Origin of the sequence: Anaerosacchariphilus polymeriproducens, from assembly GCF_003363435.1 — a bacterium.
GTDB classification, from domain to species: Bacteria; Bacillota; Clostridia; order Lachnospirales; family Lachnospiraceae; genus Anaerosacchariphilus; species Anaerosacchariphilus polymeriproducens.
The window spans coordinates 109988-134979 of record NZ_QRCT01000016.1 but is presented as its reverse complement, the minus strand read 5'-3'; the positions used below and the strand labels follow the sequence as shown (position 1 = coordinate 134979).

Annotated in this window: 22 protein-coding genes and 1 pseudogene; 21 read left to right on the top strand and 2 right to left on the bottom strand. The window is 32.6% G+C overall.

The features are described 5' to 3' along the window. Positions 1 to 213 precede the first annotated feature (213 nt). The 6 genes and pseudogenes from DWV06_RS06820 (at position 214) to DWV06_RS06785 (ending at position 5620) form a co-directional block, all read left to right on the top strand. Positions 214 to 729, top strand: coding sequence for a dihydrofolate reductase (locus tag DWV06_RS06820; RefSeq protein WP_115481513.1), 516 nt, complete (start codon positions 214 to 216; stop codon positions 727 to 729). A gap of 304 nt (positions 730 to 1033) precedes the next feature. Continuing rightward, positions 1034 to 1702 carry a hypothetical protein gene (locus DWV06_RS06810; RefSeq protein ID WP_115481431.1) on the top strand — a complete coding sequence of 223 codons (669 nt, stop codon included), beginning with the start codon at positions 1034 to 1036 and terminating at the stop codon, positions 1700 to 1702. A gap of 1 nt (position 1703) precedes the next feature. Beyond that, positions 1704 to 1931 (top strand): annotated as a pseudogene (locus DWV06_RS06805) (DUF4176 domain-containing protein). 447 nt (positions 1932 to 2378) lie between these two features. Beyond that, positions 2379 to 2558 carry a hypothetical protein gene (locus DWV06_RS06800; RefSeq protein ID WP_115481430.1) on the top strand — a complete coding sequence of 60 codons (180 nt, stop codon included), beginning with the start codon at positions 2379 to 2381 and terminating at the stop codon, positions 2556 to 2558. Positions 2559 to 3416: 858 nt separating this feature from the next. Beyond that, positions 3417 to 4169 carry a C39 family peptidase gene (locus tag DWV06_RS06790; protein ID WP_235828909.1) on the top strand — a complete coding sequence of 251 codons (753 nt, stop codon included), beginning with the start codon at positions 3417 to 3419 and terminating at the stop codon, positions 4167 to 4169. A 173-nt stretch (positions 4170 to 4342) separates the two neighbouring features. Beyond that, positions 4343 to 5620 (top strand): hypothetical protein, encoded by a 1278-nt coding sequence (locus DWV06_RS06785; protein ID WP_115481428.1) that lies wholly within the window; start codon positions 4343 to 4345, stop codon positions 5618 to 5620. Positions 5621 to 5678: 58 nt separating this feature from the next. Here the strand turns inward: DWV06_RS06785 and DWV06_RS06780 are convergent, their stop codons facing one another. Next, positions 5679 to 6902 (bottom strand): argininosuccinate synthase, encoded by a 1224-nt coding sequence (locus DWV06_RS06780; protein ID WP_115481427.1) that lies wholly within the window; start codon positions 6900 to 6902, stop codon positions 5679 to 5681. A 399-nt stretch (positions 6903 to 7301) separates the two neighbouring features. Here DWV06_RS06780 and argC point away from each other — a divergent pair, with 399 nt between their 5' ends. The 12 genes from argC to holA all read left to right on the top strand — a co-directional run bounded on the left by argC (position 7302) and on the right by holA (position 19931). Then, positions 7302 to 8342: an N-acetyl-gamma-glutamyl-phosphate reductase gene (gene argC, locus DWV06_RS06775; RefSeq protein WP_115481426.1), complete on the top strand. Its 1041-nt coding sequence runs from the start codon at positions 7302 to 7304 to the stop codon at positions 8340 to 8342. A gap of 28 nt (positions 8343 to 8370) precedes the next feature. Further along, positions 8371 to 8817, top strand: a complete 447-nt coding sequence (locus DWV06_RS06770) for a GNAT family N-acetyltransferase (protein ID WP_115481425.1) — start codon at positions 8371 to 8373, stop codon at positions 8815 to 8817. A 14-nt stretch (positions 8818 to 8831) separates the two neighbouring features. After that, positions 8832 to 10055, top strand: a complete 1224-nt coding sequence (gene argJ / locus DWV06_RS06765; protein ID WP_115481424.1) for a bifunctional glutamate N-acetyltransferase/amino-acid acetyltransferase ArgJ — start codon at positions 8832 to 8834, stop codon at positions 10053 to 10055. Positions 10056 to 10084: 29 nt separating this feature from the next. Continuing rightward, positions 10085 to 10981, top strand: coding sequence for an acetylglutamate kinase (argB, locus tag DWV06_RS06760; RefSeq protein ID WP_115481423.1), 897 nt, complete (start codon positions 10085 to 10087; stop codon positions 10979 to 10981). Beyond that, entirely contained in the window at positions 10968 to 12155 is a 1188-nt protein-coding gene (locus tag DWV06_RS06755; RefSeq protein WP_115481422.1) for an aspartate aminotransferase family protein, read from the top strand. Before argB ends, DWV06_RS06755 begins: the two co-directional genes overlap by 14 nt. 77 nt (positions 12156 to 12232) lie before the next feature. Beyond that, positions 12233 to 12667 carry a DMT family transporter gene (locus DWV06_RS06750; protein WP_115481421.1) on the top strand — a complete coding sequence of 145 codons (435 nt, stop codon included), beginning with the start codon at positions 12233 to 12235 and terminating at the stop codon, positions 12665 to 12667. A gap of 102 nt (positions 12668 to 12769) precedes the next feature. Then, positions 12770 to 13444 carry a helix-hairpin-helix domain-containing protein gene (locus DWV06_RS06745; protein WP_115481420.1) on the top strand — a complete coding sequence of 225 codons (675 nt, stop codon included), beginning with the start codon at positions 12770 to 12772 and terminating at the stop codon, positions 13442 to 13444. Between the two features lie 10 nt (positions 13445 to 13454). Then, positions 13455 to 14144, top strand: a complete 690-nt coding sequence (locus DWV06_RS06740; RefSeq protein ID WP_115481419.1) for a response regulator transcription factor — start codon at positions 13455 to 13457, stop codon at positions 14142 to 14144. Beyond that, positions 14074 to 15561, top strand: coding sequence for a sensor histidine kinase (locus tag DWV06_RS06735; RefSeq protein WP_235828908.1), 1488 nt, complete (start codon positions 14074 to 14076; stop codon positions 15559 to 15561). The genes DWV06_RS06740 and DWV06_RS06735 overlap by 71 nt, the downstream gene beginning before the upstream one ends. Before the next feature lie 20 nt (positions 15562 to 15581). Continuing rightward, the gene (locus DWV06_RS06730) at positions 15582 to 16532 is read left to right on the top strand and encodes a GerMN domain-containing protein (protein WP_115481418.1); all 951 of its coding nucleotides are present in this window, start codon (positions 15582 to 15584) and stop codon (positions 16530 to 16532) included. 99 nt (positions 16533 to 16631) lie between these two features. Next, positions 16632 to 18929, top strand: coding sequence for a DNA internalization-related competence protein ComEC/Rec2 (locus tag DWV06_RS06725; RefSeq protein ID WP_162300593.1), 2298 nt, complete (start codon positions 16632 to 16634; stop codon positions 18927 to 18929). Between the two features lie 21 nt (positions 18930 to 18950). Then, positions 18951 to 19931, top strand: a complete 981-nt coding sequence (holA, locus tag DWV06_RS06720; RefSeq protein ID WP_115481416.1) for a DNA polymerase III subunit delta — start codon at positions 18951 to 18953, stop codon at positions 19929 to 19931. 57 nt (positions 19932 to 19988) lie between these two features. Here the strand turns inward: holA and rpsT are convergent, their stop codons facing one another. Further along, on the bottom strand, positions 19989 to 20252 hold the full coding sequence (rpsT, locus tag DWV06_RS06715; RefSeq protein WP_115481415.1) for a 30S ribosomal protein S20: 264 nt from the start codon (positions 20250 to 20252) through the stop codon (positions 19989 to 19991). Positions 20253 to 20447: 195 nt separating this feature from the next. Between rpsT and gpr the strand changes: the two genes are divergently transcribed. The 3 genes from gpr to DWV06_RS06700 all read left to right on the top strand — a co-directional run bounded on the left by gpr (position 20448) and on the right by DWV06_RS06700 (position 24906). Continuing rightward, positions 20448 to 21401: a GPR endopeptidase gene (gene gpr, locus DWV06_RS06710; protein WP_115481414.1), complete on the top strand. Its 954-nt coding sequence runs from the start codon at positions 20448 to 20450 to the stop codon at positions 21399 to 21401. 112 nt (positions 21402 to 21513) lie between these two features. Beyond that, on the top strand, positions 21514 to 22719 hold the full coding sequence (gene spoIIP / locus DWV06_RS06705; protein ID WP_115481413.1) for a stage II sporulation protein P: 1206 nt from the start codon (positions 21514 to 21516) through the stop codon (positions 22717 to 22719). Between the two features lie 132 nt (positions 22720 to 22851). Beyond that, on the top strand, positions 22852 to 24906 hold the full coding sequence (locus tag DWV06_RS06700) for a methyl-accepting chemotaxis protein (protein WP_115481412.1): 2055 nt from the start codon (positions 22852 to 22854) through the stop codon (positions 24904 to 24906). Positions 24907 to 24992: the final 86 nt, after the last annotated feature.

Sequence of the window (24992 nt, the reverse complement as noted above, 5' to 3'; positions counted from 1 at the left end):
GAAAATTAAAGAAAATTTCAAAAAAATAAGCAAAAAACCAATGGTAATTTTTTGATAATACAAGTATAATACAAGAGACTTAACAATATTAGTAAAAAAAATATGTATTTGCTTAAAAAACAGAAGAATGCGTCGCACCCGCATTCTTCTGTTTTTTTTGATTTTTTTAAATTCAATATGTTTTTGGATGCAACAAATAAAGGAGATTTTAGAATGAAAGCATTAATAGTAGCATATTCAAAAAATAAAGTTATTGGGAAGAATGGAATGATACCTTGGAAAATAAAAGGTGAGCAAAAGAGATTTAAAGAACTTACTACAGACAATGTTGTAATTATGGGTAGAAGATCATACGAAGAAATTGGAAGACCATTGCCAAATCGATTAACAATAGTAATATCAAGAACTATGCATATAAATGAAGAAAATTGTGTAGTAGCACATTCACTAGATGAAGCATTAAAGATAGCAGAAAACAAAAACGTCTACATATCAGGTGGAGCTCGTTTATATGAAGAAGCAATAAATATTGTAGATAAAATGTATATAACACAGATAGATCAGTGCATTGAAGGTGATACATTTTTTCCTGAATTCGATGAAAGTCAGTGGGAAATACAGATTGATGCTGAATTTGTGGGGGATCTATCATATAAATATTTGACCTATACAAGAAAAGGGGACAAGACCAATAGACAAAAAGAGAATTTATACAAAAAAGAAAGGTAATCAATGTTAAATAAAATATCAACAATATTAATAATATTAGGAATTATATTTGGGATATTAGGTTATTTAAGTTCTGAAAATATAATGTTATCAAGAAGTCAAACTTACACTATATGCAATATTTCTTTTATGTTTATGATAATAGGAAATATTTTAGGTCTTATTACTGCGATAATTAAATATAAAAAAGATAAGCAATAAATGTTCACGTTATGGATGAGATTTCTTACTATGTAATTCTGTTGGAAATGCGATTGCTAAGTGGTGCTCTTTTGCATAAAGTATAAAAAAGGAGAGGAAATATATGGTTGTAAATGAAGAAGAAATTGTTATGTTAATGATAATGGCGTATAAAGGAATGTATCCATCACTTAGAGGAATTCCGTCAATTTTGCCTTTTGGTGTAAATAATGTACTAAAAAGGAAAAACCAAATAGGTATGGATAAAGTAGCGGAAAAAGTAAAGAAAAAATTTACTTCTCAAGATTTATGGTGGGGAAAAGAAAAATTTGAAAAAATAATTATGTCTGTAGCAGTACATAAGCTTCAAATTGCATTTAAAAATGGTGAGGGTTATTTAAAATCATTTTTTCAATCTGAGTATGGATATGCATTTTTAGAATTTAAAGAGAGAGGTCTTTTTGAAATTAGAGTAGTAAATAATAAAGAGGAATGGATGGAAGAATTAAAGGAATTTTCTAAAGCCTTTTTTAAGAATTACATATCTGAAATGAAACATACAGAGATAGAAAAACATTTAAAAGAATCAGAAGCAAGGATTTGTTTGAAGAAATTTATTAATAATAAAAGTGTTTATGAAACAATATTTTTAAGTAAAGTTGAAGGAAAAATACCATATAAAAAAGTAAATAAGAAACTATTACATGAAAAGACTATTAGTGAAAATGTAATTGATATTAATAATATTAATGAATTTTTAAAAAAAGAAATTATTTTACAAGGAGATAACTAGTATGAAAGACTATTTACCAATAGGATCTGTTGTATTATTACAGGGTGGCAAGAAAAGAGTAATGATTTATGGACGTAAACAAATTCAGAAAGAAAATGAAAAGGAATGGGATTATATAGGATGCTTATATCCGTAGGGAAATATAAGTGAAGATTATATGTATTTATTCAATCACGAAAATATTGAGAAGGTATATTTCCTTGGTTTTCAAGATGAAGAAGAATTTTAATTTGTGCAGGATAAATTGATGAATTAAGTGGTAAGTAACCCCGTCTGTTTTGTCTTTGTTTTCATACATTAAGGGAATCTAAGTCCTGACTAAAGCATCCATTTTCAGAACTAAGATTCCCTAAATGTATTAAAGAAGGCGAGAAAACAGACGGGGGACTTTTGGTCAGCGGCTGTTGTACTTTTACTTAAAATTACATTTTTAACATTTTTAAATTATCAAAATAGTTAGTTGGAGATAACTTTAGAAAGATAAAACTATTCTTATTAGAAATAAAATATTTTCATAACTGCAACTGTATGATTTCTTTAAGGGGATGCAATATAAACTTAACACAGTCTTAATACATTTTAATATTTGCTTAATGCACTTGACATAAAATGTAATGAATAGTAACCTGACATTGTTAACATAAAACATATAATCATAAATGAAAAGGAGGAAAAAATGATTAAAAAACTAAAGAGACATTTTGCAGGAGCGCTATTAATGACAATGTTAGCAACATTAATGAGTGAATATGCGCCGGTAAATGCAGAAACATTAAAGGAGGCTACATTAAGCTTAAACAGAAGAGATCAAAGTAAAGATCAAAGTAGAGATCAAGCATTGTGCAGGATAAATTGATGGATTAAGTGTTATCCCGTCTGGTTTCTCTTTGTTTTCATACATTAAGGGAATTTATGTCCAGACTAAAGCATCCATTTTTAGAACTAAGATTTTCTAAATGTATATAAGAAGGCGAGAAAACAGACGGGGATACTTTTGGTCTGTGGCTGTTGTACTTTAAATTTTATTTAGATTTATTTTTTAATACTTTATATATTATTAAAATGGTTAACACAAAATAACTTAAAAAAGATAATATTATTCCTAATAGGAATAATATATAATTAAAATCCAATAGAAATGCCCCTATTAAGGCTAATAATGCTAATAAAGGTATTATAGTTAGAATTATCTTTACTAATTTAAAATTCATATTCGTTTCTCCTTTTTCAGTATTTATTTAAGGATTCAATCAATATATTTTAAATAATAGCATAGTCCAATTTAATAATTTGTAGAAAATTGTAGAAAACAGTATTCCCATCTGTTTTCGTGTTGTTTCATGAAGAAGGAAAATTAATTGATGATTATACGTTATGCAGAATCCAATCAAAGTATAACAAAATCGAAAACTTACGATAAATATTCCTGTACAATAGATTGTGGAAACGTTTATGCCATGGAAATGAGACTTAAAACGAATAGAAGGCTTTCCTGATATTCGTTTAGTACTTAAGGCTCATTGGAATGTCTGGCATAATCGTTTCCACAATCTATTGTACGGGAATATTTTCACAACTGAAAACATGCAAGAGTTTTTTTGAAAACGTAATACAATCTTAATATTATCTTAATGCAATTGACATAATATAAATTAAGTAGTAACTTAATATTGTTAACATAAAGCAAAAACAGTAAATGAAAAAGGAGGAGAAAATGATTAAAAAAATACGGGGTCGTTTAACTGGAATGTTCTTAATTATAATGTTAGCAACATTAATCATTGGATACACGCCGGTACATGCAGAAACATTAAAGGCTACTACTAGTACATATAGTACAGCATTAAACTTAAATACTAGTAATCAAACATTAAATCCTAGTTGGGGATTAGGGTATTATCAAACAGAATATGTAAGTAATAATAGGCCGTATGATTGGTATATAGATCAGAAAAATACCGGTACATATGCTAACAATAATTGCGGACCATCTAGTGTTACAATGGCATTAAAATGGAAGAATGGATACTTTAATAAAACTGCTGAAGATGCCAGAAATACATATCCTAGAAATGGTGGTTGGTGGTCCACAGATGACATAGCAAAATATCTTGATTTATATGGTGCAAAATATCAAATACAACCAATAAGTCAAAATAATTTAAAAAGCATTTTAAAGCAAGGTAATATTGCAATACTTTGTATTAATACCTCTTACATCCCATATAATGGAAATACGAATCAAAGAGTAGGCAGATTTTATAACTTCGGAGGAGGACATTTCATTGTAGTTAAGGGGTATCGAGTTGTAGATGGAAAAACTTATTTTGAAACATATGATCCTAATAGTTGGAATGAAAGTTATCAAGATGGTCAACTAAAAGGAAAAGATCGTTATTATCAATCAGATTATTTAATGAATGCAGCAAGAAGATGGTGGAGTTATAGTATTGTAATACAACCTTAACGATAAATGAATAAGGATATATTAGGACTGAATCTGTTTGAAACGGATTTCAGTCCTATTTTCATTATATTAACAACTGTTGGATATTTTGAATATTTTATATAGAGATTGGGTTGTCAATATAGCTTAAGAATTGAGGTGAATACTCAATTAAGTTTTAATTGGGTTAATTAATGAATAAATTAAAAAAAATAATTTTATTGTTTTCTTATTTACCAATAATGTTTCTATTATCCTGTAATGAATTAAAAGCAGCGAATGAATGTCCTGAAAAAGTTTGGGAAAAATTCTATGGTGGAACTGATTACGATGTTTGCGCAGCAAGTACCAAAACAACAGATGGAGGGTATTTGTTTGTGGGTTCAACAAAATCTTACGGCGCAGGAAATTATGATGGTTACTTTATTAAAACAGATAATAATGGTAATCTTTTGTGGAGTAAAACTTATGGAGGAGCAAAAGACGATACTTTTTATGATGTTGAGCAGACCCAAGATGGAGGATTCATCGCTTTCGGAACCAGTACTTCATATGGTTCTGCAAGAGGGAAATTTTATCTTGTTAAAACAGACAGTAATGGAAATATGGAGTGGTTTAAAACTTACGGACATAGTGATTATACACAAGGATTTGGTGTCGAACAGACAACAGATGGAGGATATATTTTAGTTGGTAACAGCACTCAGACTGATCCTTGGCTGGATATTAGATTAACTAAGGTCGATGGTCTGGGGAATGAGCAATGGACAAAGTTTTTTTCTAGAAGTCTTGATGATACAGGGTATGATGTAAAAGAAACGTCAGATGGAGGTTATATCATAACCGGCTTCTCGGGTGGCTGGTCATCTAGTGTAAGGATATGGGTGATTAAAACGGATGGAAGTGGAAATAAGACCTGGGATCGTACTTTTGGTGGTTCACCTGATATATGGGATCGCTCTTATCAAGTAGAAGAACTTAGTGATCATAGTTTTGTTGTAGTTGGTAATATTTATAATGCTGGTAATGTAGATGCGGCTTTGATAAAAATGGATAATACCGGTAATCATATATGGACTAAATTGTATGGTGGAGTTAATAATGATTTTGGCAGGAGATTTGTAGAGCTTAGCACCGGTGGATTTATGATCGCGGGATATACTGACTCTTTTGGCGAAGGAAGTTTTGATGGTTATCTGATAAAAACAGATAATAATGGTAATGAGATATGCAGTAGAACTTTTGGAGGAACGCAACAAGACTATTTTAATAGTATTTTATTACTATCTGATAATGATTTTATTTTGTCAGGACAATCTGATTCATATGGAGAAGGAAGTTTTGATGTATGGATAAGCAAAGTTTCTTCGAGAACACCATATATAAGTATATTTATTTTTAGTTGCGTATTTTTTGGTTTTTGTGGATGTGTAATTGTGTATATAGGTATTAAAATTTGGATTCATAAATAGAACAGATTTTAGATAGTGGTCGGAATACAATCATAATATTCCGACCATTTTTAGTATTTTATTTATTTTTCTCAACGTTCTGCATTTTCATTGCACGAACCTTTAATGGAAGACCGAATAAATTAATGAACCCTTCAGCGTCATGATGATCATAGAGTTCACCAGTAGTGAAGGAAGCTAACGATTCGCTGTATAAGGAATAAGGAGAAGTAGTTCCGGCTTTGATAATATTACCTTTATAAAGTTTAAATTTCACCTCTCCCGTCACATATTGCTGTGTGGATTCAATGAATGCTTGAACAGCTTCACGTAAAGGAGTGAACCATTTTCCTTCATAAACAATGTCTGCAAACTTGTTGCCCATTTCTTTTTTCACAGTATAGGTAGCACGGTCAAGGATTAATTCTTCTAATTGTTGATGCGCTTCCATTAATATCGTTCCGCCCGGAGTTTCATATACTCCACGTGATTTCATACCAACAACACGGTTTTCTACGATGTCAATGATACCAATGCCATGTTTACCGCCAAGTTTATTTAATTCCTTAATAATATCTGAAACTTTCATTTCTTTACCGTTTAAGCTGGTAGGAATTCCTTTTTCAAAAGTCATAGTCACATATTCAGCTTCTTCAGGTGCTTTTTCGGGAGATACACCTAATACTAAAAGATGATCATAATCCGGTTCAGCGGCAGGATCCTCTAATTCTAATCCTTCATGACTGATATGCCACAAGTTTCTATCGCGGCTATAGCTTGAGTCAGCTGAGAATGGTAAGTCAATGCCATGGGCTTTACAGTATTCGATTTCTTCCTCACGGGAATTCATTCCCCAAGTTTCATTACATCTCCAAGGTGCAATGATTTTCAAATCGGGAGCAAGTGCTTTAATACCTAATTCAAAACGAACCTGGTCATTGCCTTTGCCGGTAGCACCGTGACAGATAGCAGTAGCTCCTTCTTTGCGTGCGATTTCAACTAACTTTTTGGCAATGATAGGTCTTGCCATAGAAGTTCCTAGTAAATATTTGTTCTCATAAACAGCATTTGCCTGGACACAAGGCACTACATATTCATCACAGAACTCATCGATAACATCCAAGATATACAATTTTTCTGCGCCTGATAATTTGGCTCTTTCATCTAATCCATCTAATTCACTTTCCTGTCCTACATCAATACAACAGCAAATTACATCATAATCATAGTTTTCTTTTAACCAAGGGATTATTGCAGTGGTATCAAGGCCGCCGGAATATGCCAAAATAACTTTTTCCTTCATAATAAAAACCTCCTAATAAATTACGTTTTTTGTAGTAATAAGATATAAACAATAATGCAATACAAATAATATACATCATTAAATATAATTATGCAAGTGTAATAATATACATAATGATGATTAAACATGCACACAAAATGCATGAAAAGTGCATAAATAGTTATTAAAAGTAAACTTTTGAACAAAAAGACGTAAATAAGTAATTTAAAAAATACAAATTTTGTAAAAAAAACACTTGAATAATATACATACAAGATGTATAATTATACAATATATTTCTTAGGTAGTGAATAGAGTTAAATGCCTTTGCGAATAATTGGAGATATATTAGTGTTAAATAAAAAATATAGAAAGAATATTTATAATAGAAACGAAAGGTTATGAGAAAGGATGAATGATATGATTAAAGTTGGAATTATAGGAGCGACCGGTTATGCAGGCGGTGAGCTGGTACGTTTGTTATTAGGACATAGACAGGCAGAAATCAAATGGTTTGGTTCTAAAAGTTATATTGGGCAGCAATTTAGTCATATTTATCAGAATATGTTTCAGTTAGTTGAGGAGAAATGTCTTGATGATAATATGGATGAACTGGCAAAACAGGTAGATGTCATTTTCACAGCGACACCACAGGGATTGTGCGCTTCCTTATTAAATGAAGATATTTTAAATAAAGTGAAAGTCATAGATCTAAGTGCCGATTATAGAATCAAAGATGTGGAAACTTATGAACAGTGGTATGGATTAAGACATGCCTCTCCCCAATTGATTGAAGAAGCCGTTTATGGATTATGTGAAGTAAACCGTGAATCAATTAAAAATGCTCGATTAATAGCGAATCCGGGCTGTTATCCAACTTGCAGCTTTTTATCTGTTTATCCATTAGTAAAAGAGGGAATTATTCAAACGGAGACTCTTATTATAGATGCAAAATCAGGAACTTCAGGTGCTGGAAGAGGAGCGAAAGTAGATAACCTCTATTGTGAAGTCAATGAGAACATGAAGGCATATTCAGCAGCAAATCATAGACACACACCGGAAATCGAGGAACAATTAAGTTATGCGGCAGGCAAAAAAGTGGTGATGAACTTTACACCGCATTTGGTTCCGATGAACCGGGGGATACTGATAACGGCATATGCTTCTTTAAAAGAGGAGATGACCTACGAAGAAATGAAAGCAGTTTATGATAAATATTATGAAAAAGAGTATTTTGTAAGAGTGTTGGAAAAGGATGTCTATCCTCAGACAAAATGGGTAGAAGGAAGTAATTTTGTGGACGTAAATTTTAAAATTGACACTAGAACAAATCGTGTAATAATGATGGGAGCTATGGACAATTTGGTAAAAGGAGCGGCAGGTCAGGCTGTACAAAATATGAACCTTATGTTTGGGTTGGAAGAAAGTATGGGATTACAATTGGTACCAATGTTTCCATAAGGATTAAATAGAAATAGGAGGAGAACAAATGATCAGAGTTATGACCATGGAAGATTATGACAGCTTGTTTCAATTATGGAACACGATAGAAGGGTTGGGAATTCGAAAAATTGACGATTCCAGAGAAGGTATTGAACGGTTTCTAAAACGAAATCCAACTACAAGTGTAGTCGCGGAAGAAGATGGAAAAATTGTTGGTGGAATTCTTTGTGGTCATGACGGACGAAGAGGCTGCTTTTATCATGTGTGCGTGGCAGAAGATTATCGGCATAAAGGAATAGGAACACAAATGGCATTGAAGGCAGTTGAAGCATTACGAGAAGAGAAAATCAATAAAGTCAGTTTAATTGCATTTCGCAGAAATTTCGGAGGTAATGCGTTTTGGAAAAAAATGAAATGGGAAGAAAGAACGGAATTAAATTATTATGATTATTCATTAGATGAAAATAATGTAACTATATTTGTGGAAGGTTAAATTGGAGGAATAGTATGAAGATTTTAGATGGTGGAGTCACTAGTCCAAAAGGATTCTTGGCTGCGGGTATTTCGGCAGGAATTAAAAATGAAAATAAGAAAGATATGGCTATGATATATAGTGAGAAGCCTTGTGAGTCAGCAGGGACATTTACTACGAACATTGTGCAGGCCGCACCTGTGAAATGGGATAAAGAACGTGTTTATAGCAAAGAAAAGGCACAAGTAGTTGTGATTAATAGTGGTATAGCCAATGCGTGTACCGGTGAAAAAGGTTTCCATTATTGCAGACAGACTGCATTAAAAGCATCGGAAGTTTTACAAGTGAAAGAAGGTAGTGTTTTGGTAGCATCTACAGGTGTGATTGGAAAACAGTTACCAATGGATTGTTTGGCGAAAGGGATAGAGCTGCTGGTTCCGGAATTAAAGGATTCGATCGAAGGAGGAAATAATGCCGCTCAAGCAATTATGACAACAGATACATGTCCAAAAGAAATTGCTGTAGAATTTGAAATTGGTGGAAAAACAGTTACAATTGGTGGAATGTGCAAGGGTTCGGGCATGATACATCCTAATATGTGTACTATGTTAGCATTTGTTACCACTGATTTGGCAATTTGCAAAGAATTACTTCAGGAAGCTTTGAGTGAAGTTGTAAAAGATACTTATAATATGGTTTCTGTTGATGGAGATACCTCTACAAATGACACGGTGCTATTATTAGCGAATGGATTAGCAGGTAATCAAATAATTAAAGAAAAAAATGAAGATTATAATCTGTTTTTAGAAGCTCTGAACTATATAAATACGATATTAGCGAAGAAAATTGCTGGTGACGGGGAAGGGGCAACTGCTCTATTTGAAGTGAAAGTTGTGAATGCTCAGACAAAGGAACAGGCAGTCACATTAAGCAAATCCATTGTTACTTCCAGTCTTACAAAAGCAGCCATTTATGGACATGATGCAAACTGGGGACGCATCTTGTGTGCTATGGGATATGCCGGAGTCACTTTTGAACCGGAAAAGGTAGATTTATTTTTTGAGAGTAAGGCAGGTAGGATAAAGATAATAGAAAATGGTGTTGCAACAGATTATAGTGAAGAAGAAGCAACCAGAATTTTATCTGAAGAAGAAGTTTCTGCAATTGCCGATATAAAAATGGGAGCTGCTGCTGCGACTGCATGGGGATGTGATTTGACTTATGATTATGTCAAGATTAATGCGGATTATCGTTCATAGAGTTATTTTGAGAGAAGAGAGGTAATAAAATGGGAATGGAGAAATATTTAGAAAAAGCGGAAGTATTAATAGAAGCACTTCCTTATATACAACGATTCAAATGTAAGATAATAATTGTGAAATATGGTGGAAGTGCCATGTTGGATGAAGAGTTGAAAAAAAATGTGATTGAAGATGTCACTTTATTAAAATTAGTTGGATTTAAACCGATTATTGTTCATGGAGGCGGAAAAGATATAAATAAATGGGTTAAGAAATCGGGTATGGAGACTCAATTCATAAATGGATTACGTGTTACGGATGATGCTACTATGGAAATTGCTGAGATGGTATTAAATCGAGTAAATAAAAGTCTGGTTCAAAAAATTCAATCTCTTGGAGTAGGAGCTGTTGGTATTTCAGGGAAAGACGGCGGTCTTTTAAAGGTTGAAAAAAAGTATTCAGATGGAAAGGATATTGGATTCGTAGGAGAAATAAAAGAAGTAAATCCTAAAATATTAAATGACTTAATAGAAAAAGATTTTATTCCGATTATTTGTCCAATTGGTTATGATGAAAATTTTGAAACGTATAATATAAATGCAGATGATGCTGCTTGTGCGATCGCAAAATCATTAAAAGCAGAAAAGTTAGCTTTTTTAACGGATATTGAAGGAGTTTATAAAGATCCGAAAGATGCATCTACTTTAATATCAGAACTTACAGTTTCAGAAGGGAAGTGTTTATTAGAAGAAGGAAATATTGGTGGAGGGATGCTGCCAAAGTTGTATAATTGTATGGATGCAATTGAAAATGGTGTTTCTAGAGTGCATATTTTAGATGGTAGAATTCCTCATTGTCTCTTATTGGAAATATTTACGAATCGTGGGATAGGAACAGCAATTTTAGGTGATGAAGAAAGGAGATATTTTAATGGAAAATCATAATTATATAGAAGAAACAGATAAGATATTAGTAAAAACATATAATCGTTATCAGATTGTGATTGAAAAAGGAGAAGACGTTTATCTTTACGATATTAATGGTAAAAAGTATCTCGATTTTGCAGCAGGTATTGCAGTGAATGGATTGGGTTATAGTAATGAAAAGTATAAAAATGCTTTAAAGGAACAGATAGATAAGGTTACACATGTATCGAATTTATATTACAATGTACCGGCTTATGAAGCAGCTCTCAAATTTAAGAAAGCATCTGGTATGGATAGAGTATTTTTTACAAACAGCGGTGCGGAAGCGATCGAAGGTGCCTTAAAAATTGCAAGAAGATACGTATACAAAGAAAACATTACAACAATCCATGAAATTATAACCATGAGAAGATCTTTTCACGGAAGAACACTTGGTGCGTTATCGGTAACACATAGTCCAAAATACCGTTATCCTTTTAAACCGTTAATTCCGGGGGTAAAATTCGCAGATTATAATGATATCTTAAGTGTGAAGGAACAAGTGACGGAGCAGACATGTGCAATTATAGTAGAACCGGTTCAGGGTGAAGGCGGAATCCATCCCGCAAGCCAATACTTTTTAAAAGAGCTTAGAAAGTTGTGTGATCAAAGAAAAATATTACTTATTTTTGATGAAGTCCAGTGTGGAATGGGAAGAACTGGCGATATGTTTGCATGGCAGGGATATGGTGTAAAACCGGATATATTGGTATCGGCCAAAGGATTAGGATGTGGAATTCCGGTCGGTGCATTTGCAATGACGGAAGAAGTTGCTCAAAGATCGTTAAAACCAGGAGACCATGGGACTACTTATGGTGGAAATCCATTTGCCTGTAAAGCTGTCAGTACTATATTTGATATTTTTGAAGAAGAGAATATTTTAAAAAATGTAAAAGAGGTAAGTTCTTATTTAGAAGAAAAATTGGATATGTTAGTAGAAAAATATCCTGAAATCGTGGAACGTCGTGGGAAAGGTTTATTACAAGGATTGGAATTTAATAAACCGGTTGCTCCGATTATTGAAAAAATCATGCAAGAAGGAGCTTTCGTTATACCAGCAGGAGAAAAAGTACTCCGATTTGTACCACCATTAGTAATAAAAAAAGAGCATGTAGAGGAACTGATAGTAATTTTAGAAAAAAGCCTCTCTTAAGCTTAAGTATAAAATCCCAATTATAGAGAAAACTATGAAGTATAACGAAAGATTAGGTTATTGAGGAGGTTTTTTCTATGATTGGGATTTTAATTGCTCTTTTATCGGGAGCACTTATGAGTATACAAGGTGTTTTTAATACACAGGTAACAGACAAAACGAGTTTGTGGGTTGCTAATGGCTGGGTTCAATCAACAGCTTTACTGGTCTGTTTGTTAGCCTGGTTTGTTACAGGTCGTGAGAGTATCGAAGGATTAATGAAAATACAACCAAAATATCTATTGGCAGGCGGGATAATTGGAGCTTTTATTACCCTTACTGTTGTAAAAAGCATGGAGTCCTTAGGTCCTGCAAAAGCTGTAATGTTAATTGTAATATCACAGTTAGTAGTAGCCTATTGTATTGAATTGTTAGGTTTATTTGGTGTTGAAAAGGAATCTTTTGAGTGGAAAAAAGTAGTAGCTGTAGCATTATCAATATTGGGATTTATAATTTTTAAATGGAATTCATGAATTACTATTGTAATAAGAATTAATTTTAGTTACAATAGTATAGTCTAGGTATGTATAAAGGCTCTTAATAATTAATAAATAATTAAGGAGACTTATACAAAAATGAGCGATTCAAAAAAATTCAAAGTATTTTCAGTAATACTGTTTTTGCTTTTATTTTTTTGTATGGGCTGTAATAAAAAGGAAAATGTACTTTTTGAAGAGGAATTTCAAGAGATACGTGAAAAGCAGAATGCCAATACAGAACAAGAAATAAAAGATACGAAAGAGGATACTGAAAAGACAAATGATTTAAAAGAAGATGCCAAAGAGAATCAACAGGATAAAAATCAAAAGGTCTGTGTTTATGTTTGTGGAGCAGTGAATAATCCAGGAGTCTATTGCCTGGAGAAAGGCAAACGAATTGCAGATGTCATCGAAATGGCAGGTGGTCTGAAAGAAGAAGCTGATTTGGATTATATTAACCTCGCAGAAATATTAACAGATGCCCAAATGATCAAAGTCCTGACGGTAGAAGAAGCGCAAAATGAGAAGACAAAAGAAAATACAAATGCGGATTCAGAGTTAAAACAAAAAGAAAAAAGTGTGGTGAACTTGAACACTGCAACTTTGGAACAATTAATGACAATTCCTGGAATCGGTCAGAATAAAGCAGACAGTATCATTGCTTATCGCGAGGAACATGGCAGCTTTCATGCAGTTGAAGATATTATGAACATACCAGGAATTAAAGAAGGAGTTTTAAAAAAAATTAAAGATTATATAACAGTTGATTGAGGTGAAATACATGGGAAAAAGGGTACTCGTTGTTGATGATGAAAAGCTAATTGTAAAAGGAATCCGATTTAGTCTTGAACAAGACGGAATGGATGTTGATTGTGCATACGATGGGGAGGAAGCTTTAAATTTAGCAAAAGAAAATGAATATGATATTATTCTGTTAGACGTAATGCTTCCCAAATTTGATGGATTTGAAGTGTGTCAGCAAATTAGGGATTTTTCTAGTGTTCCAATTGTAATGCTCACTGCAAAAGGTGAGGATATGGATAAAATTCTAGGGTTAGAATACGGTGCAGATGATTACATAACAAAACCATTTAATATTTTAGAAGTAAAAGCCAGAATTAAAGCAATTATGCGCAGGACCAAAAAAGATGTAAAGAAAGAAGAAAATCCAAAGAATATATCTATAGGTGATTTGCGTATGGATTGTGAGAGCCGTCGTGTTTATATTGCAGGAAAAGAAATTAATCTGACTGCAAAAGAATTTGATGTACTCGAATTACTTGTGTTGAATCCAAATAAAGTATACAGCCGTGAAAATTTACTAAATATCGTTTGGGGCTATGAATATCCTGGAGATGTAAGGACCGTGGATGTTCATATACGAAGATTAAGAGAAAAGATTGAAACGAACCCAAGCGAACCAAAATACGTTCATACAAAATGGGGAGTGGGTTATTATTTCCAGAATTAGCATAAAAAATAAATTTTTGAGAAGCCTTCGGTTTCGGATTCTGGTACTTGTGCTTGGAAGTGGTATTATTCCCAGCATACTTGTTTCTATTGGTATGCAGAGTGGTTTTGAAGAGCGTTCTGTATCTTTGAAAATTAAAGAGGTTCAAGTTCAAACAAAAATTTTAGCAAATCAGATAAGCAGCTATGACTATTTAAATGATACTTCTATTGAAGTTATAAATGGGGAATTGGCGCAATTATCAAATTTATATAATGGGCGTATTATGGTCATCGATAAGAGTTTTCGCATAGTGAAAGATACATATTCTCTTGAAAAAGACAAAACGATCATTTCAGAAGAAGTTGTGAAAAGCTTTCAGGGAGAAGATTCATCTTATTATGACAAAAAGAATGGATTTATAGAAGTCACTGTTCCAATTATAGACTCTTTAAAAGATGATAGAATTGGAGTAATGGTGGTATGTGTATCAACCGCAAATATATTAGATAGTATAGAAGCAATGAAGGAGAAAAGTCTGATTGTACAGATTGCAGTTTATATTGTGATATGGGTTGTTGCGGTCTTCTTTTCTACCAAATTGGTAAAACCTTTCGGAAGAATTTCAAGTGCTATCGAGGGACTTTCTGATGGTTACCTGGATGAAAATATTTCAGTTGCAGATTATACAGAAACGGAGCTTATCTCACAAGCATTTAATAAGATGTTGGGACGGATAAAGGTTCTTGATGATTCGAGACAGGAATTTGTTTCCAATGTATCCCATGAACTTAAAACACCGATTACTTCGATGAAGGTATTAGCTGATTCACTTTTAATGCAGGAAGATGTACCGGTAGAGCTTTATAAAGAATTTATGACAGACATAGCAGAAGAAATCGACCGTGAAAGTAAAATAATCAATGATTTGCTTTCATTAGTCCGTATGGATAAATCTTCTGCAAATTTAAATATTAATTTAGTTAATATTAATGAGATGCTTGAGTTAATATTAAAGAGGCTGCGACCTATAGCAGCGAATCGTAATATTGAACTTGTATTTGAAAGTTTCCGCCCGGTTACTGCAGAAGTGGATGAAGTGAAGTTAACACTAGCGTTTTCGAATTTAGTAGAAAATGCAATTAAATATAATAAAGATGATGGATGGGTACATGTTTCGTTAAATTCAGATCATAAATACTTTTTTGTAGAAGTTGCAGATTCTGGAATCGGAATTCCGGAGGAATCTTTAGAACATATTTTTGAAAGGTTCTATCGTGTAGATAAATCTCATTCTACAGAAATCAGTGGCACTGGTTTGGGACTAGCTATTACAAGAAGTGCTATTTTAATGCACCGTGGTGCAGTTAAAGTCTATAGTAAAGAAAATGAGGGTACTACATTTACTGTCAGGGTACCTTTGAATTATATTACTTAGGCATAGAGAAGAGGTGCACAATGAAAAAGTTTAATAAGATAATGATTTTGTTCATTCTGATTAGTATTAGTTGTATTGCCTGCAAAAATCAAAAGACAGAGAAGGCAGGAGCAATTGATATCTATTATATTAATAATCAAATAAGCGGGTTAGTTCCTTATGAACATGTGTTAAAAGGAAAGTCTCAGGAGGAAAAACTGAAAGAAGTCATCAAGATGATACAGGATGATCCAGTCAGTATTGATTGCAAAAGAGCATTTACAGAAAATATTAAAATAGTAGATTATATTTTGGATAATAATCGATTAGAGATTACATTTAATGATGCATATCTTGGTATGGAAACGACAAGAGAAGTACTTTGCAGAGCATCTATTGTGAAAACGGTTACGCAGTTGGATTTTGTGCAATACGTAGTATTTAAAGTTCAAGATGCACCATTAACGGATTATAAAGGGAACCCAATTGGAGTTATGACAAAAGACAGTTTTATTGATAATACCAAAGAACAAATAAATTCTGTTCAAGCAGCCACATTGAAGTTGTATTTCTCGAATAAAAAGGGTGACCAACTGATAGAAGAAATTCAAGATGTCCACTATAGTAGTAATATGCCTATAGAAAAGGTAGTGGTTCAGCAATTAATTGCTGGTCCTGCCGGGGATAACGGATATCAGTCCATTTCACCGGATACCAAGATAATCAGTATTTCTCAAAAGGATGGAGTTTGTTATGTAGATTTTAATGAAAAATTTCTTGAAGGAATTGATGGAGTTTCCAAAGAGATCGGTGTCTACTCCGTAGTGAATTCTCTATCAGAAGTACCGGGCATTAATAAAGTTCAAATATCAATTAATGGAGATACAAAAGTATCTATTAGTGACAAAATAAAATTAAATAATATGCTGGAACGTAATTTAGATTTAATAGAATCAAAAGATTCTATTAAAAATGAAGTGGAATTACCTTAGAAGGGAGCGATTTTTTTCGTAAGTAAAAGACCACTTTTGTTTTGTGGTATTTTTTTCTGCTTTGGTATCCTGATAGCAAAAGAGGATGTAACCATTATTTTGTTTTTCGTATCAATTTTAATGATGATATGGATATATTATAAAAGGAACAAGCTTCCTCTTTTGCTTATTACATTTTTGATAGCTGGTTATATAAGGTATGGACAGGCAATTGAGCTTGAATCACCGTTATATAGAATGAATGATAATCAGAATGTTTTAGCAGCAGGAAAGATATACAAAACAGAAGTAAAAAATAAAAAAGAATATTTATATTTAAATGATGTTCAAATGATGGTAGGAAGTCGAAAGTTTCCTGCAAATTCAATTCTAATTATTTCTAATTATCACGTGAGTTCTCACATTGGAAATCAAATTAAAATAAAAGGAAAATTTAAGAAATGGAAGAATGCAAAAAATCCAGGGGCTTTTAATGAGTCTCAATATTATCATACATTAAACATAGGTGGAAAAGTTTTATTAAATAGTTATACTATGATAGATGATACTACAGATTATTTAGGAGAATGGCTTAAAAAGCTTCGCACTAAAACACGTCAGACATATGAAAAGCTCTGTACAGATAAAGATGCAGGTGTGTTATGTGCTATGATATTAGGAGATACGACTAAACTTGAGGATACGACAAAAGATATATATAAAGATGCAGGAATCATGCATATATTAGCAATTTCGGGGTTACATATTTCAATGTTAGGGCTGCTTTGTTATCGTTTATTTCGAAGACTGGGAATAGGAATCTTAAGTAGTAGTGTGATTGCTAGTTTTATTGTAAGTAGTTATGGGATTCTTACTGGTTCTAGTATTTCTACTCATAGAGCGGTTTTAATGTTTTTAATATTTATGGGAGCTCAATTGTTAGGGAGAACTTTTGATATGTTTACTGCCGTTTCCCTTACAGCGTTAGTTATGTTGTATGGGAATCCTTTTGTAATGTTTCAGGGAGCTTTTTTACTCTCATATGGGGGAGTTATCATAATAGCTTTCTATCAAGAAATTGAGCAGATAAGGACAAGTGATAAATGCGAGCAACCTGAGGAGGTGAAAGTCAAGAAAACCCAAAGAATAAAAAAATGCTTGGATTTTCTTACAGAGGGAATTAAGAGTAGTTTTTTCATTCAAATTGGTCTATTGCCTATTATTGCGAACTTTTATTATGAATCGCCTCGTTATGCAGTTTTTACCAATCTTTTCGTTCTAATTTTGGCTCCTATGATTTTACAGTCAGGGCTTTTGGGCGGTATGGTAGGAAATGTCTGCCCATATCTGGGGAGAGTTATATTACAAGGCTGCTCATTCATGATTGATCTTGTTGAAAATATCTGTAAGTTTTTCCGGTTACTCCCCTTTTCCCAATGGATTATTGGAAAACCACAAAGCTGGCAGATATTCATATATTATTTATTCTTTATTATCTTTATTTCAGGGATTATTTTATGTAAGAAAAAAGTTTTGAGATTTGGAATTTTTGTAATCTTCTCGAATATTCTGTTTCTAATAATCAGTCTGCACATACATTCTGAAGTAGAAGTCACCATTTTATACGTGGGGCAGGGAGATGGGAGTTACATTCGCGGACCTGCTGGTAAGCACTATTTTATTGATGGCGGCAGTAGTGATTTGAAGGAAGTAGGAAAAAATCAAATTTTACCTTTCCTGAAATCGAAAGGAGTAAAACAAATTGATTATTGGTTTATTAGTCATTCGGATGAAGATCATATTTCGGGACTTAAGGAGGTTCTAAAGGATAACTATCATGTTAAGTGTTTATTTCTGCCTAAGATGAAAATAGATAACAGTAAATATAAGGAACTGATTAGTTTAGCAAAAAAAGCGGGAACGAAAGTAATGTATATACAAAAGGGTAATATACTTCAAGAAAAGTACAAGGAGAAAAAGATGGTTCTAAAATGTTTATATCCTTGTATAGATAATTTAATCTCTGAAGAGTCATGTAATGAAAACTCGGCAGTCATGAGTTTGGAATTTTTTAATATAAAAGGTCTGTTTACCGGAGATATTGGTTTTCAAGGAGAAGAGATTTTATTACAGAATAAAAATCTTCTTTCGGATTGTGACTTTTTGAAAGTAGCTCATCATGGATCTAAAAATTCAACTTCAGACAAATTTCTGCAAGTAGTCAAACCAGAGATTTCTCTTATTTCGTGCGGTGAGAATAATTCTTACGGTCATCCACATAAGGAACTGCTCAGTCGCTTATCTAATATGAAAAGCAGGAGTTATATCACATATCAGGAAGGTGCGGTCACAATCAAAATTTTTAAGAGTTATGATAACAAAGTGAAGATGGTAGTTGAAAAGTTTTCCCCACACTGATACAATGGACAGGGTGATAAAATGAAAAGTATAAACGAAGATATAAAAAATAATGATTTTAAGCAAGTTTATTTGTTATATGGAGAAGAAGCCTTCTTAAAAAAACGGTATAAGAAGAAGCTGCGTCAAGCATTGGCGGCAGAGGATGATACGATGAATTGTTCTAGTTTTGAAGGAAAAGGTATTAATCCAAATGAAGTGATAGATCTGGCAGAGACACTACCTTTTTTTTCAGAAAGACGAGTGATTATAATAGAAGATAGTGGTTTTTTTAAGAATCAAAGTCCAGAGATGGCTGAGTATATGAAGGAAATAGCTCCCAGTACATATTTTGTATTTGTGGAAGAGGAAGTTGATAAACGAAGTAAAATGTTCAAGGCAGTTAAAACAGCGGGAAGAATCGTGGAATTTCCGAGGCAGGATGCGCAAACATTGACAAAATGGATCATTGGATTATTGAAAGCTGAAAATAAAAAGATAACGCAGCCTACGATGCATTTGTTTTTAGAAATGGTAGGCAATGATATGGAGAATATTGAAAAAGAAATAGAAAAAATCATTTGTTATATAGGGGACCGGGAAGTCATTGAAAGTGAAGATATTAAAGCAGTATGTACTTATCAGGTAACCAATCAGATTTTTGAAATGATAAGCTCTATTGCAGAGCGAAAGCATAAGAAGGCATTACAGCTTTACTATGATTTGCTTGCATTAAAAGAACCACCAATGAGAATTCTTTTTTTAATCGCAAGACAATTTAATTTACTTATGCAGGTCAAAGAATTGAAAAAATTGGGATATGATTCAAAAACAATCGGACAAAAAACAGGCTTATATGGTTTTGTTGTAGGGAAATATATTTCTCAATCGAAACATTTTACGATAGAACAATTAAAGGAAGCATTGCAAGATTGTGTTGAAATGGAAGAACAGGTAAAGAGTGGAAAGATCATTGACCGTATATGTATTGAACTTCTTATTGTAAAATATAGTCAGGATTAACTGTATAAATTAAAAAAGCAACCAACATGACGGTATTGGTTGCTTTTTATTATTTAATTATGCAATTTTGTTAACCGCTTGTGTTAAACGAGAAATTTTTCTTGAAGATGTGTTTTTATGATAAACACCCTTAGAAGTTGCTTTATCAATTGCTGAAATCGCATTGATTAATGCAGCATTGGCAGCTACCTTATCATTAGCAGTAACGGCAGCATCTACTTTTTTAATCATAGTTTTTACGTTAGATCTGATTGCTTTGTTTCGATCTGCTTTTGTTTTGTTTACTAAAATTCTCTTCTTTGCTGATTTAATATTAGCCAAGATAATACCTCCAAACATAAATGTAAATTTGTTAATTTTGAAATTTATGTTTCATTAAAGCCGGACACGGTCGTTTCTAATGTAAACATACTAATTAATCATAGTCTAATAATGGAAATATGTCAATACATAATTCTGAAAAAAATGCAAAAAATAAGTAAATCAAAAGTTCAAAGAAACGTAGGAGTGAAAAACATGAGTAAATTTCAAATGAGAACAGATCTGGCACTTGAAACACGTGAAAAGTTTCAAGAAGATAATGTGGAAATTAAGGGAGTTACAATCGATGAATATTATATTGATAACTCAGAAATTCAAATTACTGAAGTTAACATTGAAACAGAAAATGCAGCAAAAGCAATGGGAAAGCCCAAAGGGGCTTATATTACATTAGAAGCTCCGAATATGATGGAACCGGATGAAGGGTATCATCGGGAAATATCAGACGAACTTGCAAAACAAATTCAGAAATTATTACCGAATCAGGGAAAAGAACAATCGGTTTTGGTAGTTGGTCTTGGAAATCGCCAAGTGACTCCAGATGCGTTGGGGCCTTATGTGGTTGATAATCTTTTGATAACAAGACATGTAGTAAAAGAATATGGGAAATATGCGATGGGAAAAGAAGAAGTAAATACAGTAAGCAGTATTGTACCTGGTGTAATGGCTCAAACTGGAATGGAACCGGTTGAAGTGATTGGCGGAATTATAAAGGAGACTTCTCCGGATGTTATTATTGTAATCGATGCATTAGCAGCCAGGAATACGAAACGTTTAAACCGCACAATTCAAATTACAGATACAGGAATTAATCCTGGTTCAGGAGTTGGAAATCATAGAAGTGGAATTAATCAGGAAAGTATAGGCATTCCGGTAATTGCCATTGGCATTCCAACTGTAGTAGATGCTGCGACTATCGTTCAAGACACAATGAAAAATCTTGTAGATGCAATGGAAGAAATTCAAGGAGGAGAAAAATTAGGAACTGCATATGATTCTTTAAATGATTTTGAAAAATATCAATTGATACAAGAAGTTATTTCACCACATTTGAATGGGATGTTTGTAACACCAAAAGATATTGATGAGACAATTAAAAGATTAAGCTTTACTTTGTCAGAAGGATTAAATATTGCATTACAGGTATAACTATAAAAATATATAGAGAGAGAATATTATTTTTATCAGGAGAATATAAATAATAAGGTACCATACGAATTAGGACGCAAAGCCTAATAGAAGGTGAAAGGTGGAGCCGGTGATGAAAGTGCAAAAAAAAAGAAGATATTTAGTTCAAAAAACGATACTTTTAATCATGATTATTTATTTTGCCTGGTTTGCATATAGAACAAACGAATCTATACATTATACAAGAACAATTCTACAGGTTTCAAATCATCTGCAGAATAAATTATACCAATCTATTATTCAAAATTATTGTATCGGCATGTATTATGACTTCGAGGCAGAAAAAGACAAGCAGACATTCGACTATTTGGTGATTACTTTAAAAGAAATACTGCCGATATATGATTTTGTTTCAGAGTCGACATCCAATCAAAAAGAAATTGAAAGTGCTTTAACTTATAATATGATAATTGCTCAAGAAGGACAAGATGAAAATCATAAATCAGAGATAAAAGATAAAGAGCAGAAGAAAGAACAAAAAGCGGTAAAGAAGGATAAGGATAAAGAAGAAACGAAAGAAGCAGCGAATTATTCTATTGATAAATTAAGTGATTTTGATTATCTTTTAAGTAGCTTTTATGTTGTGGATAGAACAACAACTATAGATAGTTCACAGTTAAATGCAAAAGCGTTTTTAGAGAAAGATATGAAAATGAGCCATGATAATAAGAACCCACAGATTTTGATTTATCACACGCATTCCCAGGAAGCATTTTCAGATTCAAGACCAGGAGATAAGACTATGTCTGTTGTAGGAGTAGGGGACTATCTTACATCTTTATTAACAGATAAATATGGATATAATGTAATTCATCACAAAGGCGAGTACGATTTAGAAAGCAGAGATTATGCATATACTTTGGCAGCTTCTGCAGTAGAAAAAATATTGAAAGATAATCCTTCTATTGAAGTTGTTATAGATTTACATAGAGATGGAGTAAATGAAAAAACGCATTTGACTACCAATGTTAATGGAAAGTCTACTGCACAATTTATGTTTTTTAATGGTCTTAGCAGAACTACCAAAAACGGAAACATAGATTATTTATATAATCCTTATATTTCTGATAATTTAGCGTTTTCTTTTCAGTTGCAATTAAAAGCGAATATGAAATATCCGGGACTTGCTAGAAATATTTATTTGAAAGGTTACCGATATAATCTGCATTTTCGTCCTAAGTCCATTTTGATGGAGGTGGGTGCTCAAACGAATACATTTGATGAAGCAAAAAATACAATGGATCCCATAGCCGACATTCTGCATCAAGTACTTCAGTAATTTACTAGAATAAAATGCCAAAAAAAATGGGAAAATACTCAAAATAGTGTGATAATATTGAAAAAAATATTTAAAAGTGATATAATTCCTTATGGTTGAACAAAAAAATTTATATAAGGGAGAGGAGCAACTATGAGGTTTAAAAAAATAGGGATTCGAATTTTAAGCTGGGTTTTACCGGTTGTAATTATTGGAATGGCTGTTTTGGCCATTATAAGCAGTTATTCAAGCAGAAATATAATGAATCAACAAATACAGGCTACGATGTCAGCAGAGTTAAGAGCTCAGATGGAAAAAATCAACAAGGAGATGGGGGAAGTTGAATTGTTGGCTGACGCTATTTCAAAAACGGTAAGTGCTTCCTATCAAGATACAAAATTGGAAGAATATGAAGTAATGTTAGGGGATATGATCTATACCAATGATTTGATATTAGGAAGTGGAATATGGTTTGAACCTTTTGTATATGATGAAACGCAGAAATATGTTGGGCCTTATGTATATAAAGATGGTGATAAACCAGTCGTAACAATGGATTATAGTAATGCAGAATATAATTATTTTGGATATGAGTTTTATACAAATGTAAAGAAAGAAAATGCAGAGCCAATGTTTACGGAAGCGTATTATGATGAAACTTCTGATACCGTAATGTCTTCCTGTTCTGCGCCTATTTATGATAGTAACAAAAAATTTATCGGTGTAGTTACAGTTGATATTCAGCTGGCATCAGTACAGGCATATGTTTCAGAAATTTCGGTCGGAAAAACAGGAAATGCGTTTTTACTGAATAGAGATGGTTTATATTTAAGTTCTCAAGATGCTGAAAAACAAATGAATGTAAATATTAAAGAAGATCCCAGCCAATCTCTAAAAGCAATTGCAGGTGAAATCCTTTCAGGTAAAGCGGGTAATTCTGAATATACTCAAAATGGAAAAAACTATAATGTGTATTATGATATAATACCTGGATTGAATTGGACTTTGGTAATTCAAATGGATCAAGGTGAATTACAGGCGCCTATCAGTGAGTTGATTGTTAAATTAATTATTGTTGCAATGATATCTATTGCATTAAGTATTTTAGTAATACTTTATCAAGTTGTTCATCTAACAAAAACAATGAAGCAGGTAAGTATTTTTGCAGAAAATCTGTCACAGGGAGATTTTACGGTGGAACCTGTTATCGTAAAAGAACAAGATGAATTAGGACATATGGGGGAAGCTTTAAATACGATGTACTTAGAAAATAAGAGTGTGATTGCTACTATTTCTAAAGAATCAGGGGAAGTACAATTCTCAAGTGAGCATTTAAGTAAAATATCACAAGAATTATTGAAAGGTTTTAAAAATATTAAAGAAACGATAGCTTCTGTTAATGAGGATATGATGACTTCCAGTGCAGCAACGGAAGAAATCACAGCATCTGTACACGAAGTTAATAATTCACTTGTACAATTGGCAGCTCAAACAGTAAAAAGCAGTAATATGTCAAACGAGATTCGTGATAGAGCGAAAGATATTGAGACGAATAGTGCAGAATCATTTGAAAGTGCAATTACACTTACAAAACAATATGAAAATAATTTAACAAAAAGCATTGAAAAAGCTGAAATTGTTGATGAAATAGGAGTGATGGCGGAATCTATTTCATCCATTGCGGAACAAATTAATCTTCTTGCTTTAAATGCATCAATTGAAGCTGCTAGAGCAGGAGAACAAGGAAGAGGATTCGCAGTAGTTGCTACTGAAATCGGAAAATTAGCTGGAGATACAGCTAAAACAGTAGATGAGATAAAAGAAACGATTCAAGAAATTCAGGTAGCTTTTAATAGTTTATCGGACGATGCAAGGAATTTACTTGATTTTATTGAAAAAACGGTAACACCTGATTATAATTCTTTTGTACAAGTAGGTAAACAATACGGTAAAGATGCACAAAGTATTGAATTAATAGCAAAAGAATTAACAAATATGGCAGAATCAATCAAATCTACAATGGGAGAAGTCGAAGAAGCGATTGATAATATCGCGGAAGCTGCGCAGAATACAGCAGACAGCAGTTCGACAATTATGGAATATACGGAAGATGTAACCGTTAAAGTGGACGAAGTTGCAGAAATGTCAGAGCATCAGAAAGTAGTATCAAATAAATTAAATGATTTAGTTCAGAAGTTTAAGCTATAATTTTGTTCCTTATCATTATTTTATAAAGATTTAATAAATGTATGAAAGCCTTAAAAATGTAATGTTGTTAGCACTCTTGAAAGAAG